This is a genomic window from Caulobacter sp. GW821-FHT11E10 (assembly GCF_058808375.1).
Genome location: NZ_JBXARP010000006.1, coordinates 412,296 through 434,943, shown reverse-complemented (window position 1 = coordinate 434,943; position 22,648 = coordinate 412,296). Strand labels below are relative to the sequence as shown.

At 67.7% G+C, this 22,648-nt stretch carries 18 protein-coding genes and 1 pseudogene; 8 read left to right on the top strand and 11 right to left on the bottom strand.

The window, feature by feature from the left end; all coding sequences use genetic code 11:
- Positions 1-5: 5 nt before the first annotated feature.
- From hpxZ to AC1RRV_RS15295, 3 genes are read right to left on the bottom strand one after another with little or no spacing between them, the layout of a single operon-like run.
- Positions 6-422, bottom strand: a complete 417-nt coding sequence (gene hpxZ, locus AC1RRV_RS15305) for an oxalurate catabolism protein HpxZ (protein WP_492860503.1) — start codon at positions 420-422, stop codon at positions 6-8.
- Positions 419-1,813 carry an AtzE family amidohydrolase gene (locus AC1RRV_RS15300; RefSeq protein ID WP_492860502.1) on the bottom strand — a complete coding sequence of 465 codons (1,395 nt, stop codon included), beginning with the start codon at positions 1,811-1,813 and terminating at the stop codon, positions 419-421. Before AC1RRV_RS15300 ends, hpxZ begins: the two co-directional genes overlap by 4 nt.
- On the bottom strand, positions 1,810-2,025 hold the full coding sequence (locus AC1RRV_RS15295; RefSeq protein ID WP_492860530.1) for a hypothetical protein: 216 nt from the start codon (positions 2,023-2,025) through the stop codon (positions 1,810-1,812). Before AC1RRV_RS15295 ends, AC1RRV_RS15300 begins: the two co-directional genes overlap by 4 nt.
- A 254-nt stretch (positions 2,026-2,279) precedes the next feature.
- Between AC1RRV_RS15295 and AC1RRV_RS15290 the strand changes: the two genes are divergently transcribed.
- The 3 genes from AC1RRV_RS15290 to AC1RRV_RS15280 all read left to right on the top strand — a co-directional run bounded on the left by AC1RRV_RS15290 (position 2,280) and on the right by AC1RRV_RS15280 (position 7,563).
- Positions 2,280-3,230 carry an acetamidase/formamidase family protein gene (locus AC1RRV_RS15290; protein ID WP_492860501.1) on the top strand — a complete coding sequence of 317 codons (951 nt, stop codon included), beginning with the start codon at positions 2,280-2,282 and terminating at the stop codon, positions 3,228-3,230.
- 143 nt (positions 3,231-3,373) lie between these two features.
- A complete protein-coding gene (locus AC1RRV_RS15285; RefSeq protein WP_492860500.1) occupies positions 3,374-6,715 on the top strand; it encodes a hypothetical protein in 3,342 nt (1,113 codons plus the stop codon).
- 134 nt (positions 6,716-6,849) lie between these two features.
- Complete coding sequence (locus tag AC1RRV_RS15280) at positions 6,850-7,563, top strand: YceI family protein (RefSeq protein ID WP_492860499.1); 714 nt, start codon at positions 6,850-6,852, stop codon at positions 7,561-7,563.
- Between the two features lie 3 nt (positions 7,564-7,566).
- Here AC1RRV_RS15280 and AC1RRV_RS15275 read toward each other — a convergent pair whose 3' ends face one another.
- From AC1RRV_RS15275 to AC1RRV_RS15250, 6 genes are all read right to left on the bottom strand, one after another.
- Positions 7,567-8,235, bottom strand: coding sequence for a TetR/AcrR family transcriptional regulator (locus tag AC1RRV_RS15275; protein ID WP_492860498.1), 669 nt, complete (start codon positions 8,233-8,235; stop codon positions 7,567-7,569).
- On the bottom strand, positions 8,232-9,419 hold the full coding sequence (locus AC1RRV_RS15270) for a urate hydroxylase PuuD (protein ID WP_492860497.1): 1,188 nt from the start codon (positions 9,417-9,419) through the stop codon (positions 8,232-8,234). The genes AC1RRV_RS15275 and AC1RRV_RS15270 overlap by 4 nt, the downstream gene beginning before the upstream one ends.
- The gene (gene uraD, locus AC1RRV_RS15265) at positions 9,419-9,943 is read right to left on the bottom strand and encodes a 2-oxo-4-hydroxy-4-carboxy-5-ureidoimidazoline decarboxylase (RefSeq protein ID WP_492860496.1); all 525 of its coding nucleotides are present in this window, start codon (positions 9,941-9,943) and stop codon (positions 9,419-9,421) included. Before uraD ends, AC1RRV_RS15270 begins: the two co-directional genes overlap by 1 nt.
- Complete coding sequence (gene puuE, locus AC1RRV_RS15260) at positions 9,940-10,851, bottom strand: allantoinase PuuE (RefSeq protein ID WP_492860495.1); 912 nt, start codon at positions 10,849-10,851, stop codon at positions 9,940-9,942. Before puuE ends, uraD begins: the two co-directional genes overlap by 4 nt.
- 136 nt (positions 10,852-10,987) lie before the next feature.
- Entirely contained in the window at positions 10,988-12,268 is a 1,281-nt protein-coding gene (locus AC1RRV_RS15255) for a pyridoxal-phosphate-dependent aminotransferase family protein (RefSeq protein WP_492860494.1), read from the bottom strand.
- A 37-nt stretch (positions 12,269-12,305) separates the two neighbouring features.
- The gene (locus AC1RRV_RS15250) at positions 12,306-13,604 is read right to left on the bottom strand and encodes an allantoate amidohydrolase (RefSeq protein ID WP_492860493.1); all 1,299 of its coding nucleotides are present in this window, start codon (positions 13,602-13,604) and stop codon (positions 12,306-12,308) included.
- Between the two features lie 237 nt (positions 13,605-13,841).
- Between AC1RRV_RS15250 and AC1RRV_RS15245 the strand changes: the two genes are divergently transcribed.
- Positions 13,842-14,399 carry a demethoxyubiquinone hydroxylase family protein gene (locus AC1RRV_RS15245; RefSeq protein WP_492860492.1) on the top strand — a complete coding sequence of 186 codons (558 nt, stop codon included), beginning with the start codon at positions 13,842-13,844 and terminating at the stop codon, positions 14,397-14,399.
- Between the two features lie 80 nt (positions 14,400-14,479).
- On the opposite strand, the gene AC1RRV_RS15240 is transcribed toward AC1RRV_RS15245, so the two are convergent.
- Positions 14,480-17,938 carry a TonB-dependent receptor gene (locus AC1RRV_RS15240; RefSeq protein WP_492860491.1) on the bottom strand — a complete coding sequence of 1,153 codons (3,459 nt, stop codon included), beginning with the start codon at positions 17,936-17,938 and terminating at the stop codon, positions 14,480-14,482.
- A gap of 329 nt (positions 17,939-18,267) precedes the next feature.
- On the opposite strand from AC1RRV_RS15240, the pseudogene AC1RRV_RS15235 reads away from it, so the two are divergent.
- Positions 18,268-18,377: pseudogene (locus tag AC1RRV_RS15235) on the top strand (hypothetical protein); the annotation flags it as partial.
- A 6-nt stretch (positions 18,378-18,383) separates the two neighbouring features.
- Here AC1RRV_RS15235 and trmFO read toward each other — a convergent pair.
- Positions 18,384-19,796, bottom strand: a complete 1,413-nt coding sequence (gene trmFO, locus AC1RRV_RS15230; protein WP_492860490.1) for a methylenetetrahydrofolate--tRNA-(uracil(54)-C(5))-methyltransferase (FADH(2)-oxidizing) TrmFO — start codon at positions 19,794-19,796, stop codon at positions 18,384-18,386.
- A gap of 97 nt (positions 19,797-19,893) precedes the next feature.
- On the opposite strand from trmFO, the gene AC1RRV_RS15225 reads away from it, so the two are divergent.
- From AC1RRV_RS15225 to AC1RRV_RS15215, 3 genes are all read left to right on the top strand, one after another.
- Positions 19,894-20,835 (top strand): hypothetical protein, encoded by a 942-nt coding sequence (locus AC1RRV_RS15225; protein ID WP_492860489.1) that lies wholly within the window; start codon positions 19,894-19,896, stop codon positions 20,833-20,835.
- Between the two features lie 199 nt (positions 20,836-21,034).
- Positions 21,035-21,763, top strand: a complete 729-nt coding sequence (locus AC1RRV_RS15220; protein WP_492860488.1) for a hypothetical protein — start codon at positions 21,035-21,037, stop codon at positions 21,761-21,763.
- Positions 21,764-22,648, top strand: a complete 885-nt coding sequence (locus AC1RRV_RS15215) for a hypothetical protein (RefSeq protein WP_492860487.1) — start codon at positions 21,764-21,766, stop codon at positions 22,646-22,648.

Here is a 22,648-nt window from a genome sequence, read left to right as displayed (position 1 = left end):
GGGCTCTAGCGCTTTTCTTGTTCTGGGGCGAGGCGCTGGTCGGCCCCGCCTTGCATGATGGAGACATGGGCAGAGGCGACTTTCCAGCCATCGCCGGTGCGGATCCAGGTCTGGCTCTGGCGCCCGATCTTGCCGGTGTCGTCGCGGCGGAATTCGATATTGGCCACGGCGAAGTCGGACCCGAAGGTGGTGATCTCGGTACGCAGTCGCGTGCGAGGCGGGGAGCCGCCGGTCCGGCCCAGGCGGAAGGCGGCGATCTCCTCGAAGCTCCAGAGGTTCTCGGCCACGCCCAGGCGCACGGTGTGGGGCGAGTTCCAGAACGCGCCGTCCAGGGCCTCGACGTCGTTGCTCATCAGCGCCGCCTCGTAGGCGTCGACCCGGGCGGTGACCTCGGCCAGCACGATGGGATCATTGACGTTCATAGGGCGCCTTTCGGGGCGTGGGCGGCCACGACGCCGGCGCGCTGCAGGCGCAGGGCGGCGGCGAAGGCCTGGTCCTCGCGCCAGGCCGGGGCGATGATCTGGACGCCGATCGGCAACTGGCCGGGACGGTTCACCGGCGCGGCCAGCACCGGCAGGCCGATATAGCTGATCGGCTGGGTGAAGGCGCCCAGGTTCTTGCGCACCGAGACCGGGACCCCGTCCATCTCCATCGTCGCCTGGCCGATCGGCGGCGCGGGGCAGACCGACGACGGGGCCAGCAGGATGTCGTAGCGCTGGAAGGCCTCGCGGACCTCGTCGCGGAAGACGGTGCGATAGCGCTGGGCGGCCCGATGCACGCCCTCGGGCAACAGCGCGCCGGCCAGTAGGCGGTCGCGGACGGCCGGGTCGTAATCCATGGCGCGCTGGGCCAGGCCGGCGTGATGCAGCTCGCCGCCCTCGAAGGCGGTCAGGCAGAAGGCGGCGGCGCGGGCGGCCTGGGCGCCGGGCAGGTCGACGAGATCGCTGGCCGACAGCGCGCCGGCGACGCGGCTTAGAGCGTCCAGCACCTCCGGAAACGCGCCCTGCTGGAACCAGCCGCGCAGTATGCCGACGCGGAGGGGGCGCTCGGCCAGTTCGTCTAGGCGCGCCGACAACGGCTCGGCCTCGCGTACGCAGAGGGCGTCGCCTTCGGGATCGGCGCCCTGCAGGACGTCATAGGCCAGGGCCAGGTCCTCGACCGACCGGGTGAACGGGCCGACATGGTCCAGGCTCTCGACGAACGGGAAGACGCCCTGGCGTGACAGGCGGCCATAGGTGGGTTTCAGGCCAAAGACCCCGCACAGGCTGGCGGGGATTCGGATCGAGCCGTTGGTGTCCGAGCCCAGGGTCAGCGGAACCAGGCCCGCCGCCACCGCCGCCGCCGAACCGCCCGACGAACCACCGGCGATGCGCGTGAGATCGTGCGGGTTGTGGACGGGTCCGTCGTGGGCGTTCTCGGTGACGAAGCCGTAGGCGAACTCATCCATGTTCAGCGCGCCGACCAGGATGGCGCCGGCGGCGGTCAGGCGCTTCACCAGCGTGGCGTCATGAGTGGGCGGAGCGGCGTCGCGGCGGATCTTCGAGCCGGCGAGGGTCGGCAGCCCCTCGATATCGAACAGGTTCTTGACCGCCACCGGCACGCCGGCCAGCGGACCGACCGAGCGGCCGGCGGCTAGGTCGGCGTCGACCGTGTCCGCCGCCGCCAGGGCGCGCTCGGCGGTCACGGCGGTGAAGGCGTTGATCCCGCCATCCAGGCGTTCGATGCGCGAGAGGGTGGCCTCGGTCACGGCGCGTGCGGTGACGCGGCCGGCGCGGACCTCGCCGGCGATCTCGACGACGCTGCAGAAACTCACGGCTGGAACGTCTCCGGGGGCTCTCCGGCGGCTTCACCGAGCACGGCGACGAACAGGGCCGTCTGGCTCTTCAGCAAGCCGAGGTTCTCGATCACGCCGGGCAGGGCGGCGGGCGGCAGGTCGAGGCCGCGTTCGGCGGCGCGCGTCGGCGTCCAGGCCGCCAGCTCGAAATCGTCGAGCGCCAGGAAGGCCGTCGTCTCCGCGTCCATCATTCCCACATCGGGCATTCCCGCTTCGGGCGCCATGGCGACTGACTCCATAAGTAAGAAAAAACTTCATACACCCGGGTTCGCCGACCGCGCCAGTCCCGCGTGTTTCGGAACCGTGATCCGCCCAAGCCCGCGCCATTCCGCGCCGCGATCGCTCGCTGGAAGAGCAGGGCGCGGCGATCAAGCCCTTCGGCGCGTCTCTCGCCTTGGGTTCGCGTCAAGGTCGGCGCGTGATGCGCTTGTAATAGAGAGCTTACTTGATGGCGCATCACAGACTGGCCTCGGCCCCCGACACCGTTCGCTTCGGCATGTTCGACGCGGCGTTCGATCCCGTGCTGACGGTGAACTCGGGCGACAGCGTCACCTTCGAATGCGTCTCCGGCGGCGTCGAGGTGATGCCGCCGCCCGGTTCGCCCTACGCCATCCCGGCGGCGCTGCGGGCGATCCACGACAGCAATCCCGCCCGCATCGGCCCGCACATCCTGACCGGCCCGGTGGCTGTCGCCGGCGCGGAACCGGGCGACATCCTGGAAGTCCGGATCGAGGCGGTCGCGCCCAACAACGACTGGGGCTACTGCGCCGTGCGCCCCCTGGCCGGTACGCTGCCGGAGGACTTCCCCGACCGCTATGTCAGCCACATCGCCGTCGACGCCACGCGCGGAACCTGCAAGCCGGATTGGGGCCCGGAACTGCCGCTGGCGCCGTTCTTCGGCACGATGGGCGTGGCGCCGCCGGCCCAGTATGGCCGCCTCTCCAGCCGCGAGCCGCGCGAGCACGGCGGCAATATGGACAACAAGGAGCTGGTCGCCGGCTCGACCCTCTACCTGCCGGTCTGGGTTCCCGGCGCGAACTTCTCGGTCGGCGATGGCCACGGCCGGCAGGGCGACGGCGAGGTCTGCGTCAACGCGCTGGAGATGGGCCTGACCGGGACCTTCACCTTCGTGTTGCACAAGACCGGCGAGACAGCCTTCACCTGGCCCCGAGCCGAGACGCCGACCCATTACATCCTGATGGGCTTCAACGAGGACCTCGACGTCGCGATGAAGCAGGCGCTGCGCCGGACCATCGACTTCATCACCGATCGCTCCACCTTGACGCGCGTTCAGGCCTACCAGTTCTGCTCGCTGGCGGTGGACTTCCGGGTCACCCAGACGGTCAACGGCGAGAAGGGCGTTCACGCCATGCTGCGCAAGGGTTTGCTGTTCTGAGGTGAGGCTGTCTTCCGGCCGTCAGCGGGCCCTTATCCTTAATTTTCCCTCAACGGAAGAAAGTCGTACTGAGCGAGCGCCACAACCTTTAGGCATCCCTGCGGTTGCAGCTTGGCTGTGGGGGAGTTTCGACGATGGATCTCATGGGTACGAAGGGCGCTGACGCTCTGACGGGCGGCGCGAGCGACGACCTCCTCTATGGTTTCGACGGCAACGACACCCTGAAAGGCAACGCCGGCGACGATGTCCTGGCGGGGCACGCGGGCAACGACTCCCTGAGCGGCGGCGATGGCGAGGACTATCTGCTGGGCGGCGCGGGCAACGACACGCTGGACGGCGGGGCGGGCGGCGACTGGGCGGCCTATGAGGACGCCACGGCGGCCGTGAAGGTCGACCTCAACATCACCACCGCCCAGAACACCGGCGGCGGCGGCACGGACAAGCTGACCGGCATCGAACACGTCTACGGCTCGGCCTACAACGACGTGCTGACCGGCAACACCGGTAACAATATGATGGTCGGCGACGGGGGCAATGACTCGCTCAGCGGCGGCAAGGGCGACGACACCCTGTGGGGCGACGCCGGGACCGACACGATCGATGGCGGCGACGGCGACGACTACCTGGTCGGCGGCGCGGGCGACGACATCGTCAAGGGCGGCGCGGGCGTGGACTGGTCGTCCTACGAAAACGCCACGGCCGGCGTCACGGTCGACCTGACCAAGACCGGCGCCCAGGACACCGGCGGCGCGGGCAAGGACACCCTGAGCGGCATCGAGCTCCTCTACGGTTCGAAGTTCAACGACACCCTGACCGGCGACGCCAAGGACAACTACCTCTGGGGCGAGGCGGGCGACGACAAGCTCTACGGCGGCGCGGGTGACGACCATCTGTCGGGCGGCGGCGGCAACAACATTATCAGCGGCGGCGACGGCTGGGACACGGTCGACTACGCGTTCAGCGACAAGGGCGTGCGGATCGACCTGTACGACACGGTTCCGCCGCCGAGCGGCAGCCTGCAGGTCGGCGATATCCTATCGTCGATCGAGGGGGCCATGGGCTCCGGTTACGACGACGAGATCAATGGGAACGCGGCCGAGAACTACCTGTTCGGCGACGCCGGCAACGACACCCTTTGGGCGGCGGGCGGCCATGATGTGCTCGACGGCGGCGACGGCGACGACAAGCTGGTCAGCAGCGCCAGCGGCTCGGGCGACCTGCTGCTGGGCGGCGCGGGCGCTGACCACCTGTGGATCGGCGCGGGCGCGGGCTCGACGACGATCGAGGGCGGCGATGGCGTCGACACGGTGCATCTGCCGCCAGGCTCGCGCGACGCCGTGTTCGATCTGCGGATCACGGGCGCCCAAACGGTGGGGCAGGGCCTGACCATCTCAGCGACCGGCGTCGAGAACGTCTTCGGCGCGGGCGGCAATGACAAGCTGACCGGCGACGCAAAGGACAACGTCCTGCAAGGCGGCGCGGGCAACGACACCTTGGACGGCGGCGCGGGGGCCGACACGGTCAGCTATGACGATGGTCTTTCGGGCGGCGTGTGGGTCGACTTGGCCAACAGTCGCCATGACCTTGGCGGCCAACGCGGGTTCGACACCCTGATCTCGATCGAGAACGTCGTTGGGACCTCGGATGTGGACCATCTGGTCGGCAACACGGCCGTGAACCACCTGTATGGTGGCGCTGGCAATGACAGCATCGACCTCGTGGGCGGCGGAGACTTTGCTTACGGCGGCGACGGCGTCGATGTCCTCAAGGCCAGCAAGGAAGCCGGCGGCGATTACATGTCTGGTGGAGCAGGCGACGACATTTTCCTTACGCAAAAGTTCGGCGTCACCATGGATGGCGGCGCCGGAAACGATCTCTTCTTCGTTCTAAGCGCGACCGACGCAACCGGGGTCTTCAAGATCAACGGAGGCGAAGGCGTCGACACCTTGGACCTGCGCAACACCGACCTGCCGGCCACGAATGTGAAGGTCGACCTGACGATCGTTGGCGCGCAGAACATCGGTCAGGGCCAGGTGCTCGACATCACGGGCATCGAGAACCTCGTCGGCGGGCTAGGCAACGACACGCTGATCGGCGACGCCACGGACAACGTCCTCACCGGTGGCGCGGGCGACGATGTCCTGAACGGCGGCGCTGGGGTCGACATCGCCAGCTACAACGATGGGGTTTCCAACGCCGCGGTGAAAATCGACTTGCGGAATGCGCTGCAGACGGATCTAGGCGGGCGCGGAACCGACACCTTAGTGTCGATCGAAGGTGTGCGCGGCACGGTCTCCAGCGACACGCTGATCGGTGACGCCAAGGGCAATATCTTCATTGGTGGCCTGGGCGATGACGTCATTGACGGCGGCGCCGGGACGGACACCGTCAGCTACTTGAACGACGGCGCGTACGATGGCGTCCGGATCCTTCTGAGCGAGGCGCTTCAGAGTTGGTTGCCGACCGGGCACGGCCAGGACACGCTGATCTCGATCGAGAACGTCCAAGGTTCGAACTTCAATGACATCATCTACGGGACGAATGGCGCGAATGTTCTGCGCGGCGAAGGCGGCGACGATGCGCTGATGGGCGTCGGCGGCGCCGACACGATCTATGGGGGCGACGGTGATGACGTTCTCAGTAGCGTTGAACTCCACGGCGTGAGCTCGGACGGCGCGATGCTCTACGGCGGTGACGGACGTGACGCCTTCGAAGCGGGCATCGGCGACGTGGTGATGCACGGTGATGCAGGCAATGACGAGTTCCGCCTGTTCGACGTGACCGGCGTGAAGACGATCCACGGGGGCGAGGGCGTGGATGGGATCGCTTTCGAATTCTATATCGACAATCGTACGATCGACGGTGTCACCCTGGACCTGAGCCTGACTACCAAGCAGGAGATCAATCCGGGTATCTTCCTGATCGTCGACGGCATCGAATGGGTCACCGGCACGCACTACGTCGATCATCTCGTCGGTCACAATGGCGGCGTCCGTTTCGACGGCCGTGCGGGTGACGACTACCTCGCCGGCGGTAGCGGCAACGACACCTTGTTCGGCGGCGAAGGCGAAGACACCATCGTCGGCGGCAAAGGCAAGGACCAGTTGCGCGGTGACGCAGGCACGGACACTTTCGTGTTCGCGGTCGGTGACTCGGCGCCAACTAACGGGTTCGGCGACGGCGTGGACACCATCGTCTATTTCGAGGCCAACGACTGGCTCCACTTCGATATCCGTCCGCTGCCGGCGGGTACGCTCTCACCGGTCTATTACGAGTTTACCGCGGCCAGCTTTGCTGACGCCCTCGCCCAAGCCACCCAGAACCTCACCCAGATGCCTCGCCACCATTACCAGGCGGTGCAGGTGGGAGAGGACGTCTACGTGTTCTCGGGCGCTGGCGTCGGTCCCGCGGACCAGCGGATGGAGAACGTCGTGAAGCTGGCGGGCGTGTCGCTGGACATGATCGACGTCTCCAACTTCCACTAGGAACCGCTCCACTCCGGCAACCTCCCCCCTCGCCCCTACGTTGACGTCATGTCGGCGTAGGGGTTTGCCGCCCTCCGCCAGGCGCCCGCAGCCCGTCCAACGCAGGATGGACCGGGACCACTGGAGGGAAGCGTATGAGATCCTTGCTGCCCGTCGTCGCCCTGCTGGCCCTGGCCGCCTGTTCGCCCCAGCCCGCCGAGAAGAAGGCGGAGACTTCAACCGCCGCCCCGACCGCGACCACGCCCAAGCCCCCCAAGGCCGACATCCCGGCCGGCGACTACACCCTGGACAAGCATCACGCGACCCTGGTGTTCCGGGTGAGTCACCTGGGTTTCTCGAACTACACGGCCGCCTTCGCCGACTTCGACGCCAAGCTGCATTTCGACCAGAACAACGCCGCCGCCAGCACACTGGAGGCGACGATCGATCCGAAGTCGCTGACCGTGCCGGCCCCGCCGGAGGGCTTCCTGACCGAACTGACGGGGTCGCAGTGGTTCAACGTGGCGACCTATCCCTCGATCACCTTCAAGTCGACCAAGGTCGAGACGACCGGTCCCGACACCGGCAAGGTCACGGGCGATTTGACCCTGCACGGCGTGACCAAGCCGGTGACCCTGGATGTCGTCTATAACGGCGGCTATCCCGGCCATCCGTTGGATCCCAACGCCCGCATCGGCTTCTCGGCCAACGGGACGTTCAAGCGCTCGGACTTCGGCATCGCCTACGGCGTCCCGGCCCCGGGCACGACCATGGGCGTCAGCGACGAGGTCCAGATCCTGATCGAGGCCGAATTCAGCGGTCCGCCACTGGCGACGGCTCCGGCGGCCGCGCCGCCTGTTCAGCCTTAAGGCCTACCGCGCGCCGCGCGTCAGATAGCCTTCGAGCAGGGCCAGGGCGTGGTCCAGCCGCGCCCTGCGCCAGTCGGGCGCGCTCATGTCGGTGTCCAGCGTCGCCGACAGCGAATAGCCGTTGGCCAGGTGGAAGCGGCTCATGGCCGCGATGGTCACGTAGATCTGCACCGGATCGAGGTTCGACCCGAAGATCTTCTGGCGCTGGCCGCTCTCGATCAGCTTCTCGATCGTGCGGCGCAGGGGGAAGGCCGTCTCGGTGACCACGCGCGACTGCGAGGCGAACTTGCCGTGCTGCAGGTTCTCGTTGCGCAACAAGCCTTCGAAGCGCGGGTTCTTCTCGAAGTAGTCGAAGGTGAAGCGCTGCAGCTCGAGGAAGCCTTCGAGCGGCTTGTCGAAGTCGATCTTCAGCTCGGCCTCGCGAGCCCGCAGGTCCATGTAGGCGCTTTCGAGGACGGCCATGTACAGGCCCTTCTTGTCCCCGAAGTAGTGGTACAGCATCCGGATGTTGCACTTGGCGGCCTTGACGATCTTCTCGATCCGGGCCCCCGCGAAGCCCGCCTGGGCGAACTCCTTCAGCGCCGCGGCGAGGATCGCCTTGCGGGTGCGTTCAGCATTGCGCTTGCGCGGTTCGGCCTCGGCCTTGGTCGCGTCCAGGACGGCGTCGGTCACGGGATTTTGGCTCCCTGCTTGATCCAGGCGCCCAGCTGGGCGCGCTCCTCTTCGGTCATGGCGGTCTCGTTGCCAAGGGGCATGCTGGTCGAACCCACCGCCCGCTCGTGGATTTTCGGCGCATAGGTGCGGATATGTTCCGGCGTGTCGAACACCGCGCCCAAGGGCGGCGCCGAGAAGCCGGGATGGGTCGGCGTGGCGCTGTGGCACGCGACGCAGTGCTTCTCGACGATCGCCTGGGCGGTCGCGAACGTGACCTGGCCGGAAATTTCGACCGCGTCCTTGGGCTTCATCGAGGCGATGGCCGTGGCCCCGAAGATCAGCATCGCGCCGTAGAATAGGAACTCGTGCCGGATCCTGCCGAAGTGGCGCTGGATGAAGAAGTAGCGGATCGCGATGGCGCCGGCGCTGAGCATGGCCAGCAGCATCCAGGCCTTCGGATGCCCCGAGACGGCCGGATAGTGGTTGCTGATCATGATGAAGATGACCGGCAGGGTCATGTGGGTGTTGTGGACCGAGCGCTGCTTGCCCATGGCGCCCAGGCGCGGGTCGACGGGCCGGCCGGCCAGCATGTCGGCGACGATCTTGCGCTGATTGGGAATGATGACGAGGAAGACGTTGCCGACCATGCAGGTGCCGATGATCGCGCCCACGTGGATGAAGGCGCCGCGGTCGGTGAAGAGCTGGGTCAGGGCCCAGGTCGCCGCCGTCAGGACCGAGAACCAGATCACCCCGAAAAGCTTGCCGTTCTTGCCCAGCGGCGAGCGGCACAGGGCCTCGTAGACCAGCAGGCCGCCGAAGATGAAGGCCAGGCCCACGCCGATGGCCTGGGCTTGGGTGAAGGCGTGCTTAGCGGCATCGATCAGATAGACCGGCGCGCCGACATAGTAGAGCACGACCAGCAGGGCGAAGCCCGACAGCCAGGTCGTGTAGGCCTCCCATTTGAACCAGTGCAGGTGGTCGGGCATGTGGGCCGGGGCGTTCAGGTACTTCTGCGAGTGGTAGAAGCCACCGCCGTGCACGGCCCACAGTTCACCCTTCACGCCCTCCTTGGGCGGATCGGGGTCGCGCAGATTGTTGTCCAGCCAGACGAAGTAGAACGATGCGCCGATCCAGGCCACGCCCGCGATCACGTGCAGCCAGCGAAGGGCCATGCCGGTCCAGGCGGCGAAATCGTAGTCCATCAAGCGGTCACCGCGTCGAGCAGTCGAAGCTTGGAGATCAGGCCGATCTGGGTGATCGCCTCGGCGATCTCGGCCGCCTCGTCGTTGGCCGCGCGCGCCTGCATGGCCCGGAGGATCGAGGCCTTGTCGTTCAGGCGCACGCAGATGATGAAGGGAAAGCCGAAGCGCGCGTTGTAGGCGGCGTTCAGCTGGTGGAAGCGGGCGAATTCGTCGGGCGTCAGGCGGTCGAGGCCGGCGCTGGCCTGTTCGGCGTTGCTCTCGGCGGTCAGCTGCTTGGCGATCGCGGCCTTACCGGCCAGCTCCGGGTGAGCGCGGATCAGGGCCAGCTTGTCTTCGGTCGAGGAGGCTTCGAGCGCAGTCATCATGGCCGCGTGCATCGCCTCGACGCTGGCGAACGGCCGCTCGTCCCAGGCGCGCTCGACCACCCAGGGCGACAGCTCGAAGGCGAACCCCAGGGCGGTGGTGAAGCCCGTCCGGTTCATGCTGTTCAGCCGAGCCAGGGTCAGGGGAGGGGCGCCGCTCATGCCTTGCCTCCATAGGGCTGGGTCGTGATCCAATGCCGCGCGATGTCGATCCGCTTGGCCACCCAGACCCGGTCGTGCCGGGTGATGTGCTCGAGGAACCGCCGCAGCGCGCCGATCCGTCCCGGCTTGCCGACCACGCGGCAGTGCAGGCCGATGCTCATCATTTTCGGCGCGGTCTCGCCCTCCAGATAGAGGGTGTCGAAGGCGTCGCGCAGATAGGTGAAGAACTGCTCGCCGGTGTTGAAGCCCTGGGCCGCCGTGAAGCGCATGTCGTTGGCTTCCAGGGTGTAGGGCACGATCAGCTGGGCGCGGCCGTGCTGGTCGTCCCAGTAGGGCAGGTCGTCGGCATAGCTGTCGGCGTCATAGACGAACCCGCCTTCCTGGGCGACCAGCCGCGCGGTGTTGGGGCTGGTGCGGCCTTGGTACCAGCCCAGGGGGCGCTCCCCGGTCAGTCGGGTCTGGATCTCGATGGCCTTCTGGATGTGCTCCAGTTCCTGGTCCGGCGTGAAGTGCTGGTAGTCGATCCAGCGATAGCCGTGGCTGGCGATCTCCCACCCCGACTTCATCATCGCCTCGACGGCGTCCGGATGGCGCTCCATGGCCTGGGCGACGCCGAACACGGTCAGCGGCAGGCCGAACTCTTCGAACAGCCGCCGGATGCGCCAGAAGCCTGCGCGCGAGCCGTATTCGTAGAGGCTCTCCATCGACATGTTGCGCATGCCCTGGATGGGCTGGGCGCCGACCATCTCCGACAGGAAGAACTCGCTGACCGGATCGCCATGCAGGACCGAGCGCTCGGCGCCTTCCTCGTAGTTGAGGACGAACTGGACGGCGACGCGGGCGCTATTGGGCCACTGGGCGTGCGGTGGGTGTTCGCCGTAGCCGATCAGGTCACGGGGGTAGGTCACCGTAAAATCCTCCCCCTAGCGGGGGAGGTGGCCGCGCAGCGGCCGGAGGGGGAAGTAATCCCCGACCTTGCGACTTCCCCCTCCGTCGCCTTCGGCGACACCTCCTCCGCTCGGGGGAGGATCTGGATCCACCCGCTCATCCAAACACCTTCGCCGCCGCGTCGACACCCGCGCCGGCCGGGGCCTTGAAGGCCTCCCAGCGCAGCACCGCCTCCAGCGCCGCCAGCGTCTGAAGCACCGCGTGCTTGCGGGCGTTCACGCCCATGGTCCCGATGCGCCAGATCTTGCCGGCCAGGGGCCCGAAGGCCGCGCCGATCTCGATCTCGAACTCGGTGCGCATGCGGGCTTTGACCCGGTCATAGTCGACGCCGCTGGGGGCGATCACGCCGGTGACGTTGGTCATCTTGTGAGCCTGGTCGCCATAGACTTGGAGACCCAGCGCCTCGATCCCGGCGACCATGGCCGCGCCGGCCTGGGCGTGGCGGGCGAAGCGGGTGTCGAGACCTTCCTCCAGCACGATCCGCGCGCATTCGCGGGCGGCGAACAGCATGCTGGCCGCCTCGGTGTGGTGGTTCAGGCGCTTGTCGGACCAGTAGTCCATGATCATCGCCAGATCGAAATAGTTGGAGGCGATGCGGCGACCGTTCCCGGTGCTGCCCGGCCCCGCCAAGCCCTTCTCGACATGGCGGCGGCCGAAGATGTGGTGGGCGGCGCGGTCGCTGATGGTGATCGGGGCCGAGCCGGAAGGGCCGCCCATGCACTTCTGCAAACCCGCGGTGACGATATCGGCCTGCCAGTTATCCACAGGCGCGCTCATGCCGCCCAGGGTGGCGGTCGCGTCGACATAGAGCAGGGCGTCGTGACGGCGGCAGATCTCGCCGATGGCCTCGATCGGCTGGGCGATGGTGGTCGAGGTGTCGCCGTGCACACAGGCGACCAGGCGTGGCTTCACGCGGGCGACGGCGTCCTCGACGGCTTGCGGATCGACGACCTGACCCCACTCGCCCTCGACGAAGGTGACCTTGGCGTCGCAGCGCTCGGCGATCTCGGCCAGCAGCAGGCCGAAGCGCCCGGCATTGACCACCACCACGTCGTCGCCGGGCGAGAGCGTCGAGACCATCGCCGCCTCGATGCCGGCGCGCGAGGTGCCGTCGATCAGGAAGGTCTGCTGGTTCTTCGTCTCGAACACGCCGCGATACAGCGCCATGACCTCGTTCATGTAGCCGGTGAACTCGGGATCAAATTGACCAAGAAGTTGCACCGACATGGCCCGCAGCACGCGCGGGTGCACATTGATCGGGCCGGGCCCCATCAGCAGGCGGGCGGGGTGGTCGAGTTCTTTGAAGATTTCGGTCATGTCGTGGTCTTGAATCCGGAAAGCGCCTTGCGTCCTTCGAGGCTCACCTTTGGCTCGCACCTCAGGATGAGGAAAGTTATGGGCACTGATGAATTCCTCATCCTGAGGCGCCGCGAAGCGGCCTCGAAGGACGCAGGGGATCAGTCGCCAGCTTCTCCACGAACCCGAGCATGGCCTGGGCCGCCAGGGCGCAGTCGGCCTCGGTGACGGACTCGGCCGGATTGTGGCTGATCCCACCCTCGCAGCGGATGAACAGCATGGCGACGGGGCAGAGGTCCGCCATCACCATGGCGTCGTGGCCCGCGCCCGAGGGCAGGCGGCGGGCGGGTAGGGAGAGGTCGGCCAGGGCCTCGTCCAGCAGGCCCATCAGCGAGGGGTCGCAAGGGCTTTCGGCCAAGGCCTGGGTCAGGTGGATCTCGGCGGTCAGGCCGCGCGCGCCGACGATCGCGTGGATCTCGGCGCAGACCGTGTCGACGGCCGCGTCGCGGGTCGCCGAGGTTTCGGCGCGGATATCCATCGAGAACTCGACCGCGCCGGGGATGACATTGAAAGCGCCGGGCAGGGCGGTCATGCGCCCGACCGTGCCCACCAGGCCGTCGGTCCCGGCGCGGCAGACGCGCTCCAGAGCCAGCATGCACTCGGCGGCGGCGGGGCCGGGGTCCTTGCGCAGGTTCATCGGCGTTGTGCCGGCGTGGCCCGCGGTTCCGATGATCTTGACCATCACCCGCTTCTGCGCGGCGATGGCGGTGACGACGCCCAGCGGCAGGCCTTCGGCCTCCAGCACCGGACCCTGCTCGATGTGGGCTTCGAGGAAGGCCAAAACCTCTTCCGGCTGGCGCGCGGCGCTAGCGAGGTTCGTGGGATCGCCGCCGAACGCGGCCAGCGCTTCGGCGACGGAAACGCCATCCGCGTCGCGCATCTGCAGCGCGCTCGCGTCCAGCGTCCCGGCGATGGCGCGGCTGCAGCTCATCGAGGCCGGGAAGCGCGAGCCTTCCTCGTCGCCGAACGCCGCCACCTCGATCGCGAAGGGCAGGCGATGGCCAGCGGCGTGCAATGCCTCGACGACGTCGATCCCCAGCATGATCCCTAGAGGTCCGTCATAGCGCCCCCCGTTGCGGACGCTGTCGATGTGCGAGCCGATGATCAGCGCCTTGGCGCCCGGGGTCTCGCCCTCGTAGCGGCCGATCAGGTTGGCGGCGGCGTCGCGGCGGACGCTCATGCCGGCCTCGGTCATCCATGTGGCGAGCTTGGACAGCGCGGCCTCGTGCGCCGGCGTAAGGAACCGCCGCGTCAACTGGCCATCGACCTCGCTGAAGGGCGCGACGCCCAGCAGGTCGCAGCGCGCCTTGGCCCGAACGCCGAGCTTCAGGTCTCCGATGTCCAACCCGTCCGCCACGGCGATTCGGCTCCGCTCCCGTTCTTGACCATCGAGGTCTCGTGGATAGCAGCCGACGCGCGAAAACCGCTTCGGTCAACCGTCCCCCGCCCGCCAGAACCGCGCGCGGCGCCTCGACAAGCGCCATCCGCACGCGGCGGCGCCCATGGTTAAGTCATAAACTACTTACTTATGAAGGGCGAGGGGTGGCTTGTCAGCGGCAGGCAAGGCGCTCTACCGTCGGTCGAGCGAGGACCCATGAACCAGACGATCCCCGCCCGGATCCTCAGAGTGAACCACGGCGGCGAGCACGGCGCCATTCGCATCTACAGCGCCCAGATCGCGTTGGCTCGGGTGCGCGCGCCAGACCTGCTGCCGTTCCTACGCCACACGCTGGAGCACGAGCGCGAGCATCTCGCGCGATTTCGGGCGCTGATGCCGACGCGCGCCGCCAAGCCTTGCCGTCTGATGTGGATATGGGCGATCGGCGGCGGCCTGCTGGGCGGCGTCACGGGCCTGTTCGGACGTAAGGCCATTCTCGTCTGCACCGAGGCTGTGGAGCGGACGGTCCATCGGCATCTTGACGATCAACTGGCCTTTCTCGGCGCAAGCGACCCGGAAATGTCGGCGGTCATCCGTGAGATCCAGGCCCAGGAGCTGGCGCACCTGCGTTACGCCCAAACCTCGCGTGGCGGGGCCGGCCTTCTGACGCGGCTGCTGGACGGCGTGATCGTCGCGCTGACGGAAGCGCTGATCTGGATGTCGACGCGCGGGGATTCCGTCCGACTGTCGCGCGATCTGCGGGCGGCGGCGTGAGGCAAAAAGAAGGGCCGCGTCGAGGATATCGACGCGGCCCAGGTCAAAGCGTTGGGAGGAAATAACGCTTGGATCGAAAGCTAGTAGACGAACCGGAAGCCGACGAAGAACTGGCGGCCCGGCGAGGCGTACTGCGTGACGACGGGGTCGTCGGCATAGCCGAAGCGGTTGCTGGTTTCCTTGGTCAGGTTCAGGGCCTCGACGCTCAGCGACATTTGCTTGTTGAACTTGTAGCTGAACGAGGCGTCGACATTGGTCGTGGCCTTGCTGCCCAGGAAGTCATTGACCAGCGGGGAGTCGCAGAAGCCCGGGTTACAGGTGCCCGAGGCGATCGGGTATTGGGTGTAGTACTTGGCGCGATAAGCCGTCGACACGCGGGCCGACCACTTCTCGGCGTCGTAATAGACCGTGAAGTTGAACGAGTCCGGCGAGGCGCCGGTGAACGGGCCGGGCGCGATGACCTGGGCGCGGCCCGGGGTGGTGACGACGCCCGAGGCGTTCTTCACTTCCAGGGCGCCGGGGTCGATGATGTAGCTCAGCTCGGAATCCAGGTGGGTGTAGTTGGCCTGGACGCCCAGCTTGTCGAGGAACCACGGCAGGAAGGTCAGGTTCTGCTGGTAGCCGATCTCGAAGCCGCGGATGTAGCCGCCCGGCGCGGTGCGGAACTGGCGGATGTCGAACGACTGGCCATTGATATAGGCCGCGACGGCCGCCTTCTGGGCGTCGGTGCCCGTGGCCGTCGCGCCCGTGATCAGGTCGGCGATGGCTTCCGGCGCCAGGATGCTGGACAGAGTCCCCGACGACACGACCGTCTGCGGGAAGCTGTGCACTTCCTTGTCGAAGACGGCGATCGAGACCAGCGAACCCTGGGCGAAGTACCATTCCAGCGACAGGTCGTAGTTGGTGGCGCGGAACGGATCCAGCTTCGGGTTGCCGACCGTGATCGAGCCGCCCGTGGTGGCGCCGGCCGCGTTCGGGGCGCTGAACGAGGTGATCGACGGCGCCAGGTTGCCCAGCAGCGGACGCGCCATGACCTTGGCCGCGCCGAAGCGCAGCAGCATGTTGTCGGCCACCTCGTACGAGGCGTTCATCGACGGCAGCAGGTCATGGTACTTGTTCTCGCCGTAGATCGGACGCGAGGTGTTGGTCAGGCCGTCGGAGGCCACCTCGGTCAGGGCGTAGCGCGTGCCGATATTGCCGCGCAGCTGACGGTCGAACAACATGGTGCTGTAGTCGAACTGGACGTAGGCGCTGGTGTCGGTTTCATCGACGCCATAGGTGTTGGCCGGATTCGACAGCGACGAGGTCCGCCAGTCGCCCCACTTGTTCACGCACTCGCAGTTGAAGTCGAACAGGGACTGGAACTTCTGCAGGTCGGGGGCCAGGAAGGCGGTGGTCGTGCCGGTCGGTACGTCCAGGCCCTTGCCCCAGTTGATCAGGCGGCTGGTGGCGGCGACCGAGCTGCCGGCTTCCTTGAACGACGGGTTCAGGGTCTCGCCCGCCGAACCGCCGGCGCGGCCGGTGCGGGTGGTGTAGAACGAATACTTCCGACGTGAGACGCCCCACTTCACGACCGTGTCGTCGTCGAGGTCGTAGGTGAAGTCCAGGCGACCGCCTTCGTAGCGGTTGTCGGCGACCGTGCGGTAGATGCGCAGCGACGAGTAGCCCTTCACGAAGTCCCAGTTGGCGGGGTTGGTGGCGTCGAAGCCGAAGTCGACCTTCGGCATCGGATTGTCGCCGCGTTCGTCGTACGTGAAGTAGCCGTTGCCGGCCGTGCCGTTGCCGCTGTCCAGCTTCAGGTAGTCGGCCAGCAGGCCGGTGCCCTTGTTGTACGAGCGCGACTTGCCCCACAGCGCCGTCATCTTGAGGCGATCGCTGAACTCATGCTCGAGGTTGACCGAGCCCTGCGAGAAGAAGGTCGTGTAGTACTGCTGGTCGGCGGCCGAGCGCATGTCGACATTGCCCAGCACCAGGTAGTCGGCATTGGCGCCCGACGGGCTGAGCGCGGCGTCGATCAGGCGGACCGAGGGGCGGCCGATGAACTTGTCGCGCATGGCGATGCCGTCGGCGCTGGCCACGTAACCCACCGACAACGGGTTGTTGTAGTACTCGTACGGATCGAGGTTGTTGGGGTTGTTGCTGAACTGGTAGCCCGCGACCGGGGCCGAGCCGTACAGCTGCTGACCGCAGTCCAGCGGTTGGACGATGGCGCTGCCGGCGGCGTAGTTGCAACCGTTGTAGAGGGCGCGCTTGGTCGCCGCGGCCGTGCTGGCGTTGGCGGTGTTGTAGTTGGCCGTGGTGTTGTTGCGGTTCAGGCCGACGGCGCTGATCTGGTAGTTGATCGAGTTGTTGTAGAAGCGCGAATAGACGCCATCGACGCTGATCTTGGTGCGATCGGTCGGCTTCCACTGCAGCGACATCGTCATGCCCAGGCGCTCTTGCTCAAGCTCCTGCTGGTTGACGGTCGGCAGGGCCGGGATGCGGACCAGCGAGCCCGGTGCGGTCGTCGTGGTGACTCCGTTCGTACGGGTCAGGGTCGAGCCGATCGGGTTGTTGACCAGGGCGTAGGCCGTCGGGTTCGAGCCGACGAGGGCGCTGCACAGCGCGGCGTTGGTGATGTTGACGCCCGGAACCACCGAGCCGTTGCACGACGTGCCGGTCGGGGCGGCGAAGCCCTGGCGCTGGACGATCGACGTGCCGTTGGTCGCCAGGGCCGTGCCGGCGAAGGTCGCGCCGCGATAGGCGTAGTCCGACTGGCCGGCCGCGCGAGCATAGCTGTCGATCGTGGTGTTGCGCTCGTTATAGGCCAGCGAGACCAGGGCGCCGAACTGGCCCCACTTGGTGTCCCAGCGATCCGAGACCAGGCCCGCGACGCGCGGGTTATGGTGCTTGCCGGCTTCGTAGTAGGCGTCCTGCACCGACAGGGCCAGGCGGCGGCCCTTGAAGTCCAGCGGGCGGCCGGTGATCAGGTCGACGGTGGCGCCCAGCGAGCCTTCGTCGGTCTCGGCCGAGGCGGTCTTCTGGACGCGCAGCGAGTTGAACAGTTCCGAGGCGAAGACGCTGAAGTCGAAGCCGCGCGAGCGGTTGCCGCTGGTGCCGCTGTCGTTGGCGCCGGCGGTCGACAGGGCTTCCAGGCCGTTCAGGCGCACGCGGGTGAAATCGGGGCCCAGGCCGCGCACCGTGATGGTGCGGCCTTCGCCGTTGTCGCGGTCGATCGAGACGCCCGGCAGGCGCTGCAGGGACTCGGCGAGGTTGGCGTCCGGGAAGTCGGCGATGTCCTCGGCGTTGATGGCGTCGACCATCACGTTCGAGGTGCGCTTCAGGCTCAGCGCGCTCTGCAGGGCGGCGCGGTAGCCGGTGACGACGATGGCGTCGACGGCGGCGGGCTCTTCAGCGGGGGCGGCGGCCGGAGCGGCGGCCTGTTCCTGAGCCAGGGCCGAGCCCGCGGTCAGGGTCAGGGCGGCGGCGATGGTCAGGGCGCCCAGCGAGGCTTGGCCCAGAAGCGCGCCGACGCGGATCTGCTTGGAATGAATTTGCACGGTTTCCTCCCGGAAAGTAGCAACAGGCCTGGCTCTTCTTGACGCGCGCCAGGTCCAAAAACGGGTGGGAGCGCTAACGGCCACCGGTGTCATAATCAAGAGAAACCGGTGTCATTTGAAACTTTGTCGCTTTTGTCGAAAAGGCAGCGCCTCGATCTCGTCCCGTTGCGCACGGGAGAAGATGCCACCTATCGTGCGGTTAAGGGGCTGAAAGTTCTAAGGGAAGGAACGGCGACGTTTCCGTACTCGCCGCTCGAAAAGGGGCGCTCCGTGCGAGACGAAGGCGAAGTCAGTGGGGGCTTTTGCATGTCCCCAAGTATCCAAAGACGTGTCATCCCGGCCGCGGCGAAGCGGAGAGCCGGGACCCAGGGGCGACCGCAGTGCGCCGGCCCCTGGGTCCCGGATGCCTCCGCGAGGCTTCCGGGATGACACGTGTTTTAGTGGCTCAGAGGCCCGCCCAGGCGTCCAGATCCTTGAGCGCGCGCAGACTCATCAGGCGCTTCTTGGCGCGACCGCGCTCCTTGAGCGGGATTTTTTTGCCGTCTTCGTCGACCTTCGGGGCCTCGAGCGGCGGCAGCAGGCCGTAATTGATGTTCATCGGCTGGAAACTGCCAGGACCGTTGCCCGCCTCCAGGTGACCGCCGGTGATGTGCTCGACCAGCGCGCCCAGCGCCGTGGTCGGCGGCGGGGCGTCGATCGGCGCGCCCTTGCGGTCGGCGGCGGCGAAGCGGCCGGTCAGCAGGCCCATGGCCGCGCTCTCGACATAGCCTTCCACGCCCGTGACCTGGCCGGCGAAGCGCAGGCGCGGCTGGACCTTCATGCGGAGCGACTTGTCCAGCAGCTTGGGCGAATTGATGAAGGTGTTGCGGTGCAGGCCGCCGAGGCGGGCGAACTGGGCGTTCTCCAGGCCCGGGATCATCCGGAAGGTCTCGGCCTGGACGCCGTGCTTCAGCTTGGTCTGGAAACCGACCATGTTCCACAACGTGGCCAGGGCGTTGTCCTGGCGCAGCTGGACGATGGCGTAGGACTTGACCAGCGGGTCACGCGGATTGGTCAGGCCCACCGGCTTCATCGGCCCGTGGCGCAGGGTCTCGCGGCCGCGCTCGGCCATCACCTCGATCGGCAGGCAGCCGTCGAAATAGGGGACGTTTTCCCACTCCTTGAACTCGGACTTGGGACCGGCCAGCAGGGCGTCGATGAAGGCCTCGTACTGCTCCTTGTTCATGGGCAGGTTGATGTAGGCGGTCGCGTCGCCGCCGGGGCCTTCCTTGTCGTAGCGTGACTGGCGCCAGGCCACGTCCATGTTGATGGACTCAAAGTGGATGATCGGCGCGATGGCGTCGAAGAACGACAGCTGGCCTTCGCCGGTCATGTCCAGGATCGCCTGGGCCAGGGCCGGCGAGGTGAGAGGACCGGTGGCGACGATGACGTTGTCCCACTCTTCGGGCGGCAGGCCGGCGATCTCCTCGCGGACGATGGTGACCAGCGGGTGGGCCTCGAGACGGCGGGTGACCTCGGCCGAGAACCCGTCGCGGTCGACGGCCAGGGCGCCGCCGGCCGGCACCTGATGCTGGTCGGCGCAGGACATGATCAGGCTGTCCAGCTTGCGCATCTCGGCGTGCAGCAGGCCCACGGCGTTGAATTGCCAGTCGTCCGAGCGGAACGAGTTGGAGCAGACCATCTCGGCCAGGCCGTCGGTGTGGTGCGCGTCCGTCGTGACTTTGCCGGTGGCGTCGTCCTTGCGCATCTCGTGCAGGACCACCGGCACGCCGGCCTGGGCGATCTGCCAGGCGGCTTCGGAGCCGGCCAGGCCTCCGCCAATGACGTGGATGGGGGGAAGGGTCGAATTCGTGGTCATAGGGCGCCCTATACCTCCGGCTGTCGCTCGGCGAAACCTCGTGTAGGCTCCGAGTCATGGGCTGGGCCCCGCGCGCCTGGCGAGCCTGGGAGGGCACATGGCGAGGTTTTCCGTGACCGAGGCCGCGACGGCGGGCTTCGGCGTCATTGGCCGCAAGCCGCTGGCGGTGGTCGGCTGGGCGCTGGCCCTGATCGTGGCGGTGCTGATCCCGGCGGTCCTGTGCGTCCTGGTTCTGGGCCCGCAGCTGCAGACAATCATCCAGCTGGCGATCGCCGAACGTGGCAACACCACGCCTAGTCCGGAGGCGTTCCAGCAGATGATGCAAGCCCAGGCCGGCATGACCGGGGTGAACCTGCTGTTCTGGCTGTGGTCCTCGTTCGTGAAGGCGGTGTTCGCCGCCGCGGTGTTCCGCGCCGTGCTGGCGCCCGAACAGTCGGCCTGGGCCTATCTGCGGATCGGCTCGCGCGAGCTGTGGCTGACGCTGCTGCTGCTGGTCGAGTACGTGCTGGCGCTGATCGTGATCTTCGTGGTGGTGCTGCTGGTCGTCGTGCTGACGGCGGTGGTGATGGTCAGCGGCGGCGAGAGCGGTCACGCCGTGGGCGTGGCTACCGGCGTCGCGGCGTCGGCGATCGCCTTTGGCGTGCTGGTCTGGCTGGCCCTGCGCCTGTCGATGGCCGCGCCGATGACCTTCGTCGACAACCAGTTCCGGCTGTTCGAGTCCTGGACCCTGACCCGGGGGCAAGGCTGGCGGCTGCTGGGCATGACCTTGCTGACCATCGTCCTGGTGCTGTGCCTGGAGATCCTGTTCGGCGGTGTGCTGCTGGGCGTCGGCATAGCGGCGGGCGGCTCGTTGGCGGCGCTGCATGGCCCGGGCGGACTGGAAGCGTTCCTGGCCAGGCCGCCGCTGGAGTGGCTGCGCCAGCTGTGGCCCTTCGTGGCCGGTTTCAGCGCCATCCTGGCCCTCTTCAGCGCGGTGGTTCAGACCGTGTTCTACGCCCCGTGGATCGTGGCGCATCGCGCCTTGGTCTCGGAGCCCTGATCGTCGCGTGGCGCCGGCGTTACGGCGCTACGAAATCCGGTGCCCCATTGGGTTTCGCGCGCGCGGCGCCATCGCCAGACGCGCGGCGAGGCCATAGATTGCGCGGGATCGCGGTGACTCGCTTCAGGCAGTCCGACGCGGGCGTCGCGTGAGAGGGCTTGAGCGGATGGCGGATGGATCGGCGAGCGTCGCCAGTGCCTTGCGCGCGGGTGTCTCCGACCTCGGGGCGTCGATCAACGCCTGCTGGGCGGCCCTGCTCGTCGCCATCGTCCTGACCGTGGCCGCCGGCTTCCTGCCGCCAGGCGCGCGCCTTCTGGTCGCCCTGGCCGCCGGTGTCCTGGCCCAGGGCGCGCTGTTCCGCCGAGCCTTCGACCGCGCGCCGGGCATCAAGGGCCTGCGCTGGGGACGCGACGAATGGCGGCTGCTGGGCGCGCACCTGCTGGTGCTGGCGCTGTTCGCGCTAATCGGCTCGATCCTGCTGGTGGCGATCGGGGCGGTGGCCCTTGGCGTCGCGCGCGCCAGCGCCCCGAACCTCGACGTCGCCTCGGCTCAGGCCTGGAAGGCCGCTCTGGCCAATGCTGGTCCCGCCGGCCTTGTCGCCGGCCTCGCGCCGTTGGCGGGTCTGGCCCTGATGATCTGGCTGGGCCTGCGCCTGTCCTTCACCGCCCCGGCCACGATCGAGCAGTCCGGTGTTCGGGTGCTGAGCGCCTTCCCCATGACCAAGGGGCGGGTCGCGACCCTGCTGGCGGTCGGCCTGGCGCTGGCCCTGCCGGTGGTCGTGGCCGCGCCCCTGTTCGGGCTGATCCCCGCGCGAGGGCTGGGACCCACGGCGGCGAGCGCCACGCTCGCCTATCTTCTGCTGGCGCCGGCCTGGGCCGGAGCGCTAGTTCATATCTACCGCCAGAGCGCGGTTTCGCAGGACGCCTAGATGTCTGTTCGCCCCGTCGACGCCGCCCTCGAGGGCCTCAAGATCATGCGGCGCAAGCCCGTGGCCGTCCTGGCCTGGGCGACCTTTTCTCTCGTCATGCTGCCGATCCTGGGCTTGATCGCCAAGATCGTGCTGGGTGAGGAAGGCCGCGCGGCGCTGGCCAACCGGGGCTCGTCCGCTGATCCGCGCGAGATGTTGAACCTCATCACCCATCTGGGCGGCGTGATGGTGCTGCTGATCGCCCTGGCCCTGGTGCTGGGCTCGGTGCTGCAGGCGGCGATCATCCGCTCGGTCATCGAGCCCAAGAACAGCCGCTTCGCCTATCTCCGGCTGGGCAAGGAGGAGATCCAGCTGCTGGTCGTCTCGCTGATCACCTGGGCCGCGGCCCTGGGCGTGACCGTGATCCCGTCCGGCGCGGTGGTGCTGGGGACGTCGCTGCTGTCGGGCGCGGCCGCCGGATGGTTCGGCACCCTGGGCGCCCTGGCCGTGATCGGTCTGTCGCTATGGGTCGCCGTGCGCCTGTCGCTGCTGGGCCCGCACGCCTTCTCGCACCACCACATCGACCTTCGCGCCGCCTGGGTCCAGACCCATGGTCAGTTCTTCCGGCTGCTGGGCATGTTCGTCGTGGCCATCGTGCTGAGCGCCCTGGTCTCGATCGTCGGGGCGACCCTGTCGAGCATCGTCGGCAACCTACTCGGCGGCGGTGTCGAGCCGACGTCCGGCGACGTGGTCGGCGGCCATCCGCGCCTGATCCTGACTCTGCTGGCCAACCTGTTGCTGGCCCCGGTCTTCCTGACCTTGCAGACGGTGATCCTGGTCGCCGCTCCAGCCCGCGCCTTCGCCCACCTGAACCAGGACGAGATCGACGCGGGCCTGCACGCCTAG

Coding starts and splice junctions, on each gene's coding strand:
- hpxZ (WP_492860503.1), bottom strand. CDS start 422: ATGAACGTCAATGATCCCATCGTGCTGGCCGAGGTCACCGCCCGGGTC.
- AC1RRV_RS15295 (WP_492860530.1), bottom strand. CDS start 2,025: ATGATGGACGCGGAGACGACGGCCTTCCTGGCGCTCGACGATTTCGAG.
- AC1RRV_RS15285 (WP_492860500.1), top strand. CDS start 3,374: ATGGGTACGAAGGGCGCTGACGCTCTGACGGGCGGCGCGAGCGACGAC.
- AC1RRV_RS15280 (WP_492860499.1), top strand. CDS start 6,850: ATGAGATCCTTGCTGCCCGTCGTCGCCCTGCTGGCCCTGGCCGCCTGT.
- AC1RRV_RS15270 (WP_492860497.1), bottom strand. CDS start 9,419: ATGGACTACGATTTCGCCGCCTGGACCGGCATGGCCCTTCGCTGGCTG.
- uraD (WP_492860496.1), bottom strand. CDS start 9,943: ATGAGCGGCGCCCCTCCCCTGACCCTGGCTCGGCTGAACAGCATGAAC.
- AC1RRV_RS15245 (WP_492860492.1), top strand. CDS start 13,842: ATGAACCAGACGATCCCCGCCCGGATCCTCAGAGTGAACCACGGCGGC.
- trmFO (WP_492860490.1), bottom strand. CDS start 19,796: ATGACCACGAATTCGACCCTTCCCCCCATCCACGTCATTGGCGGAGGC.
- AC1RRV_RS15225 (WP_492860489.1), top strand. CDS start 19,894: ATGGCGAGGTTTTCCGTGACCGAGGCCGCGACGGCGGGCTTCGGCGTC.
- AC1RRV_RS15215 (WP_492860487.1), top strand. CDS start 21,764: ATGTCTGTTCGCCCCGTCGACGCCGCCCTCGAGGGCCTCAAGATCATG.